The organism is Blastocatellia bacterium, assembly GCA_035573895.1.
Classification (GTDB): Bacteria; Acidobacteriota; Blastocatellia; order HR10; family HR10; genus DATLZR01.
The window spans coordinates 1-6,801 of sequence record DATLZR010000088.1 but is presented as its reverse complement, the minus strand read 5'-3'; the positions used below and the strand labels follow the sequence as shown (position 1 = coordinate 6,801).

Below are 6,801 nucleotides of genomic sequence, written 5' to 3'. Positions count from 1 at the left end.
GAGCAACGCATCGCCTACGTCAATCTGCGGATCTCGGGGTGGGTCGAGGAGCTGTTTGTCGATTACACAGGGCAGGTGGTCCGGAAAGGCCAACCGTTGTTCACGTTGTACAGCCCCGATTTGGTGGCCACTCAGGACGAGTACCTGCTCGCGCTGAGAGCACGAGACAAGGTGAAAGACAGCCCGATTCCCGAAGTGCGACAGCAGGCGGACCAGATGGTGGAGGCTGCGCACGATCGCCTGCGGCTGTGGACCCTCACCGACGACCAGATCAGCGAACTGGCCAGACGGGGCAAGGCGCAAACCTATGTGACCATCCATTCACCGATCCGAGGCTACGTGATCGACAAGAAAGTGTTCAAGGGCATGTTTGTGCAGCCGGAGATGGCCTTGTACACCATCGCAGACCTCTCCACGGTCTGGATCAATGCCGAAATTTACGAGTATGAGGTGCCGTTTGTGCAGATGGGACAGCCAGCCACCGTGGCGTTCGCCTCCTATCCTGGGGAACAGTTTCACGGCCGGGTCTCGTACATCTATCCCTACCTGAACAAGGAGGCGAGGACCGTCAAGGTGCGTCTGGACCTGCCGAACCCGGACATCCGGATCAAGCCGGACATGTATGGGGATGTCCTCATCAACGTGAATCGGGGCAGCAAAGTAGCGATCCCGGAGCAGGCCGTGCTTGATTCCGGCACGCGGACCCTCGTCTTTGTTGTCCGGGGAGAAGGACTGTTTGAGCCGCGCACAGTCAAGCTCGGCCCGAAGATCGGGTCCTATTATGAAGTCCGCGAAGGGGTCGCAGAGGGAGACCGCGTGGTGACCTCGGGTAATTTCCTCATTGACTCGGAAAGCAAGCTGATGGCCGCCACGAACATGATGGGCGCCTTGGGCATGGGCGGCATCAGGATGGAGCAGGCCCAGATGGGCAAGATGGAGATGGGTGGCATGGAGATGGGGACACCAACGGCGCAAGAGGCCAAGCCCGCTGCCGGGGCCAAACTGGAAAAGAAGACCGGCGGGCTCACGCTGGTGCTCTCGACAGAGCCCGCGCCGCCGCGGAGCGGAGAGAACCAGATCCGGCTGAAACTGACAGACGAGGGCGGAAAACTGGTATCCACTGCGAAGGTGCTGCTCACCTACACCATGCCGATGCCGGGCATGATACCGGCCACCATTCCCATGGCGCTCGGGAAAGATGGCGTGTACGAGACCCAAGCGAACCTCGGCATGGCTGGCCAATGGGACCTTACTGTGACTGTTCAACGCGTTGGCCAACCTGAGATTAAAGAAACATTTTCGGTGACGGCCGGCGGCGGTGGGATGTCCGGCATGTCGGGGATGTAGACAAGAAGGAACTGCAGGAGCCGCCCGCCCGACATGAAGAACAAGCGCAGATCATGAGCTGGCAGCAGGGCGAAGAATAATCACTGCGAGAGACCAGATTGGCGCCAGGGTCTGGAGGATGGGAACCGGGAGAAGTGTAGCAATGACCTCACATGGGATCAAGTATGGGCGCAACCTCTTACGCTGTTCTTGATGAACAGGGGAAGGTGACTGATGAAAACGTTACTGGTTTTGCTGATCATGGTTGGCGTGGTGGGGTGCACGATCGTCGCTCCTCCTCCTCAAGAGTTGGTGGCGAAGAATGATCATGCGGCTCTGGCTGTCTGGTATGAGAAGGAGGCAGCGAACCTCCGGCAAAAAGCAAAGGACATGGAAGTCATGATCGAGGAATACCGAAAGGATCGGGAACGAGGACGCAAGCTGATGACCCACCCGCCCAAGTTTGATTTTGTTCAGGAGTGCAACAATCTCGCAGTTATGTATACGAACGCAGCGACACAAGCGGAGAACCTGGCCGCATCGCATCGAGAGATGAGTCGATCCTGATCGCTCAAGAGGAGCGTCGAGCTTCATGGCTATTTCGTGTTCTCGGTGACGACCATAAGGATTGGGAAAATTAGATAGCTGTTGAGGATGGTCAAAGGAAGACGGGATGATCAACCGTGTCATTGAGTGGAGCGCCCGGAATACGTTCTTGGTTTTCCTGGCAACGCTCTTTCTGATGGCGTGGGGGCTTTGGGCGGTCTCTCACACTCCGCTGGATGCCATCCCCGATCTCTCGGATGTACAGGTGATTGTGTTTACCGAATGGCCTGGCCGCAGCCCCGATCTGGTCGAAGATCAGATCACCTATCCCATTGTCACATCCATGCTGGGCGCGCCAAGGATCAAGTCCGTCCGCGGGCAGTCCTTCCTGGGACTGTCATTTGTCTACGTCATTTTCCAGGATGGAACGGACATGTACTGGGCCCGCAGCAGGGTGGTCGAATATATGCAGGGTGTGACCGGAAAGTTGCCCGAAGGCGTCTCGCCTACCTTGGGTCCCGATGCGACCGGGGTCGGCTGGGTCTTTCAATACGCGCTGGTGGATAAGTCCGGCCAGCATGATCTCGCCGAGCTGCGAAGTTTTCAGGATTGGTACCTGCGCTACTGGCTCCAGAGCGTGCCTGGAGTGGCCGAGGTGGCGTCGATCGGCGGATTCGTGAAGCAGTATCAGGTGCAGGTCGATCCCAATAAGCTCTTGGGCTATCACATCCCGCTCAAGACAATCATCGAGGCCATCCGGCGCAGCAACAACGACGTCGGCGGGCGCGTGATCGAAGCGAGCGAGCGGGAATATATGGTGCGGGGGAGGGGCTATATCCGGTCCCTGGACGACATCCGCCATGTTCCGCTGGGGACCGACCGGCAGGGCACCCCGATCATGGTGCAAGACGTGGCCTATGTGACCGTCGGTCCCGATATGCGTCGCGGCATCGCCGAGCTGGATGGCCAAGGGGAGACGGTGGGTGGCATCGTGGTCATGCGCTACGGTGAGAACGCGCTCGCGGTGATCGACCGTGTGAAGGCCAAGCTCAAGGAGATCGCCCCGTCCGTCCCGAAGGGGATTCAGATCATCCCGGTGTACGACCGCTCCGAACTGATTCTCCGGGCCATTGCCACCCTGAAGGAAAAGCTGATCGAGATCAGCCTCGTGGTGAGCGCCATCAGCCTGGTGTTTCTGTTTCATCTTCGCTCTGCGCTCGTCGCCATCCTGCCGTTGCCGGTCGCGATCCTGCTCTCGTTTCTCGCCATGTACTATTTGGGGATCAGCTCGAACATCATGTCGCTGGCCGGCATCGCCATCGCTATCGGGGCCATGGTGGATGCGGTCATCGTGATGATCGAGAACGCCCACAAGCGTTTGGAACAGTGGGACCGAGCCGGACAATCCGGCTCTCGGACCGGCGTGATTATCCGCGCCGCCCAAGAGGTCGGGAAGCCGCTCTTCTTTTCGTTGCTCATCATCACGATCTCCTTCCTGCCGGTCTTCACACTGGAAGCTCAGGAGGGACGCCTCTTCCGGCCGCTTGCCTTCACGAAAAGCGCGGCGATGTTGTTCGCGGCGCTGGTGTCGATCACCCTTGCACCGCTCTTCATGGTGTGGCTGATCCGCGGAAGGATCGCACCGGAGGAGAGGAATCCGATCAACCGCATACTGATTTGGCTCTACCGGCCGCTGGTGGCCGGCGCCTTGCGTGCGCGCTGGTTGGTCGTTGTTCTCGCGATCCTGGCCGTGGCGGCTTCCGTACCGTTGTATGGGAAGCTTGGATCCGAATTCATGCCACCGCTCAACGAAGGGACCATTCTCTATATGCCGACCGCCTTGCCAGGGATTTCGGTGACTCAGGCGGGCATGTTGCTGCAGCGACAAGACCAGTTGCTCAAGGAATTTCCGGAGGTAGAGCATGTCTTCGGTAAAATCGGCCGCTCGAGGACGCCGACCGATCCGGCGCATTTGAGCATGGCCGAGACCGTGGTGACCCTCAAGCCGGAGGAGCAGTGGCGGCCAGGCATGACGTGGGACTCGCTGATTGCGGAGATGGACAAGATCGTCAAATTCCCTGGGATGCCCAACATCTGGTGGATGCCCATCCAGACCCGGACGGAGATGCTCGCTACCGGGATCCGGAGCAATCTCGGCATCAAAGTCCTTGGGCAGGACCTCGGTGAAATCGAGCGAATCGGCCTGGAAATCGAAGGGCTGCTGCAGGGCGTTCTCGGGACTCGCAGCGCCTATGCGGAGCGCGTCACCGGCGGCTACTACTTGGACTTTCACGTCAATCGCGAGGAGGCAGCCCGCTATGGGTTGACAGTAGAGGATGTCGAAGATGTCATCGAAACGGCGATTGGAGGCAAGAACATCACGCAGACGGTCGAAGGCCGCGAACGGTATCCCGTGAACGTGCGCTATCTGCGGGAACTACGGGAAAATCCTGAATCCCTGCGGCGCGTGCTCGTGCAAGCCCGCAATGGCGCTCAGATTCCTTTGGGCCAACTGGCTCGGATCACGATGATCACCGGCCCTCCCGCGGTTCGGGATGAAAACGGCTCCCTGGCCGGCATTGTGTTCGTCGATGTGACAGGCCGAGATTTGGGTGGCTATGTGGAGGAAGCGCAGCGACTCATCCGCGAACGGGTGGCATTGCCGGCGGGATATTCGCTCGCCTGGGGCGGGCAGTTCCAGTATCTCGAACGGGCCAAGGCTCGGCTGAAAGTCGTGGTGCCGCTGACGATCTTTCTGATTTTCGTATTGCTCTACCTAAATTTTCGATCGGTGGCGCGAAGCCTGATCGTGCTCCTGTCAGTGCCGTTCTCCCTGATCGGAGCAATCTGGTATCTGAGCTATCTGCAATACCACCTCAGCGTAGCGGTCTGGGTCGGGTTGATCGCCTTGGCCGGGGTCGCGGCGGAGACCGGCGTGGTGATGATCATCTTTCTGGACGAGGCCTACGAGCGTTGGCAGCGGGAGGGCCATCTTCGCTCGATGAGCGACCTTCGAGAGGCCATCATCGAGGGAGCGGTCCAGCGAGTGAGACCGAAGATGATGACCGCCTCCGCCATCCTCATCGGCCTCCTGCCGATCATGTGGAGCCATGGGACCGGCGCCGATGTCATGAAACGGATTGCGGCTCCGATGATCGGCGGGATGATCTCCTCCACGATCCTGACACTACTCGTCATCCCCGCGGTTTACGCGTTGTGGCGGAGCCGCTCTGTTCCGCCTAGTGAGCGGCCGCTACTGACGAATGCCGGCTTGGCACTGGAGGAGCAGGAAAGCACCTCGATCAAGGCGCCCCGATAACGAGCGATGGATCCGGCTCTTCCTGGGGCCTTTGCAGGACGCATCATGAAGCAGCAACCCAGGCGATTCTTGAGAGTGATTCTTTTGGTCCTCGGTGGTGCGGGTTTGTTTGTGCTGGGTTCGTTTGTCTCCTGCATGATGCCCATGATGGGGATGATGGGCATGGACGACAAGAAAGATCAGGGCATGATGAACCAGGGGCACATGAAGGAGATGATGCAACAGATGATGGGCGGGCTGTTGCCGCCGGGCATCAAGGCCCAAGATCTTCCGGACCCGGAAAGCCAAGGTGCGAAAGCCCTGAACACCTACTGCACGCAATGTCACAGTCTTCCCAGTCCGCGCATGCATACAGCGGAAGACTGGCCTCGCGTGGCCGGCCGCATGCTCGCTCGGGAGCGGATGATGGCCGGCATGCGCGGCATGATGATGCGGGTGAAAGCCCCGACACCGCAGGATGAGGAAGCGTTACTGCAATATCTGAAGACCCACGCCATGCACGCGTTGGCTCCGGGTACGATTCCCGCACCGGATTCACCAGGCGCCGCTCTGTTTCTCCAGACCTGCGCGCAATGCCATGGCCTCCCTGACCCAAAGCAACATACGGCCTCAGAGTGGCAACTCGTGGTGGAGCGAATGCGGCAGAACATGATCGCAATGGGGCGGAGGGAGATCACTGATCAGGAGGCCAAAGACATTGCTGCGTATTTGGAGTTCGCTTCTCGCTGACTTATGGTCTGAACGTAGGAGGTCCTGGGCGTTAGAAGTCACAGCTAAGGCAACGCGCTGGCATTGTCTGAAGAGAAACAACCAGACAGGAAGGTACGCGATGCACGACCAACAATTACCATTTCCACAATGGACGGCAGGTTATGGGATAAACCGCAAGCTGCTGCACATAGTCCTCATCTTCGTCATCACGGCCTGTGCAGGATGCACAACTCTCAAACGATGGGCCTATGAAGGATTCGGTCGAGATGCGTGGCAACATCGGGAGGAGGTCATCCAAGCCCTCAATATTCGACCGGGAGACTCGGTCGCAGACCTAGGCTCCGGGAGCGGGTATTTCACGTTTCTCCTGGCTAAGGCGGTCGGGCCAAGCGGGAAGGTGTACGCCATCGATATCGATGGGGATATGAATGCCTATGTCGCAGCACGTGCTCGTGAAGAAGGGGATAGCAACATCGAAGTGATTCTGGCCAAGCCTCAAGACCCCTTGTTACCGCAGTCCGGCGTCGATCTGATCTTTAGCTGTATCACCTACCACCACCTGGGAGACCGTGTGGCGTACTTTCAGAACGCTGGCAAGTATCTCCGTCCAGGCGGGCGGGTTGCCATCATCGACTTTAACGGCGAAGGATGGTTCACGAGACTGATAGGCCACTGGACGCCGCGAGAAGTCATCCTGCGGGAGTTGGAGCAAGCTGGCTATCCGCTTCAGCAAGAACTCACATTCCTTCCGAACCAGGTGTTCCTAGTGTTCTCTCCCCGATGAACTCGGAAGCGAGCAGTTAACGGGAATGGGAAGCTGAGGACCATGAGGCGGCCAGGTCGTGAGGTCTTTCGGACATCCATAGGTCGGGCCATCACGCGCATCTTTATAGTGGCGG

The 6,801-nt window shown here is 58.8% G+C and carries 5 protein-coding genes; all 5 read left to right on the top strand.

Annotated features, from left to right (window positions below; translation table 11 throughout):
• On the top strand, nt 1-1,347 hold a 1,347-nt coding region (locus tag VNM72_08750; protein ID HXF05491.1), incomplete at its 5' end, for an efflux RND transporter periplasmic adaptor subunit.
• A 213-nt stretch (nt 1,348-1,560) separates the two neighbouring features.
• Nucleotides 1,561-1,893: a hypothetical protein gene (locus VNM72_08745; protein ID HXF05490.1), complete on the top strand. Its 333-nt coding sequence runs from the start codon at nt 1,561-1,563 to the stop codon at nt 1,891-1,893.
• A 106-nt stretch (nt 1,894-1,999) separates the two neighbouring features.
• Nucleotides 2,000-5,191, top strand: a complete 3,192-nt coding sequence (locus VNM72_08740) for a CusA/CzcA family heavy metal efflux RND transporter (protein ID HXF05489.1) — start codon at nt 2,000-2,002, stop codon at nt 5,189-5,191.
• Nucleotides 5,192-5,236: 45 nt separating this feature from the next.
• A complete protein-coding gene (locus VNM72_08735) occupies nt 5,237-5,920 on the top strand; it encodes a cytochrome c (protein ID HXF05488.1) in 684 nt (227 codons plus the stop codon).
• A gap of 100 nt (nt 5,921-6,020) precedes the next feature.
• Complete coding sequence (locus VNM72_08730; protein HXF05487.1) at nt 6,021-6,686, top strand: methyltransferase domain-containing protein; 666 nt, start codon at nt 6,021-6,023, stop codon at nt 6,684-6,686.
• The last annotated feature ends 115 nt before the right edge of the window (nt 6,687-6,801 follow it).

Coding starts and splice junctions, on each gene's coding strand:
- VNM72_08745 (HXF05490.1), top strand. CDS start 1,561: ATGAAAACGTTACTGGTTTTGCTGATCATGGTTGGCGTGGTGGGGTGC.
- VNM72_08740 (HXF05489.1), top strand. CDS start 2,000: ATGATCAACCGTGTCATTGAGTGGAGCGCCCGGAATACGTTCTTGGTT.
- VNM72_08735 (HXF05488.1), top strand. CDS start 5,237: ATGAAGCAGCAACCCAGGCGATTCTTGAGAGTGATTCTTTTGGTCCTC.
- VNM72_08730 (HXF05487.1), top strand. CDS start 6,021: ATGCACGACCAACAATTACCATTTCCACAATGGACGGCAGGTTATGGG.